This is a genomic window from Thiolapillus sp., assembly GCF_048562965.1.
Lineage (GTDB): Bacteria > Pseudomonadota > Gammaproteobacteria > Chromatiales > Chromatiaceae > Thiolapillus > Thiolapillus brandeum_A.
In genome coordinates, this window is sequence record NZ_JBHNMF010001283.1 from 1 (window position 1) to 727 (window position 727).

The following is a 727-nucleotide window of genomic DNA, read 5'->3' on the forward strand; positions in this document are numbered from 1 at the left end:
CTGGCGGAGATGATCAGCCGCTACACGGTGCTGATCCAGAGTGAGCGCAAGCTGATGATGATGCGTCCCTATCAGATCTATGCTGTGCAGGCCATTGTCGATTGCATTCAGCAGAACCGCGGTAACGGCTATATCTGGCATACCACCGGCAGCGGCAAGACCCTCACCTCCTTCAAGGCGTCCACCCTGCTCAAGGACAACCCGGACATTGAGAAATGCCTGTTTGTGGTGGACCGAAAAGACCTTGACCGCCAGACCCGGCAGGAATTCAACCGTTTCCAGCCCGGTTGTGTGGAGGAAAACACCAACACCGAAACCCTGGTACAGCGCCTGCTGTCTGACGATTACACCGACAAGGTCATCGTCACCACCATCCAGAAGCTCGGCCTGGCGCTGGATGCCAACCACAGGCAGCCGTACAGGCAGCGACTCGAACCGCTGCGCGATAAGCGCATGGTCTTCATCTTCGACGAATGTCACCGCTCCCAGTTTGGCGAGAACCACAGGGCCATCCGTGAGTGCTTCCCCAATGCCCAGCTCTTTGGTTTCACCGGCACGCCCATTTTTCCCGAGAACGCCACCTACCGCACCATCGAAGGCGAAGCGGCCCGCATGGTCACCACCGCCGACATCTTCGGGAAGCAACTGCACGCTTATACCATCACCCACGCCATCGACGACGGCAACGTGCTGCGCTTCCATGTGGACTATTTCAAGGGCGGGGGTG

At 58.5% G+C, this 727-nt stretch carries 1 protein-coding gene; it reads left to right on the forward strand.

The window, feature by feature from the left end; translation table 11 throughout:
* On the forward strand, positions 1-727 hold a 727-nt coding region (locus ACOCD2_RS23840; protein WP_419626273.1), incomplete at both ends, for a DEAD/DEAH box helicase family protein.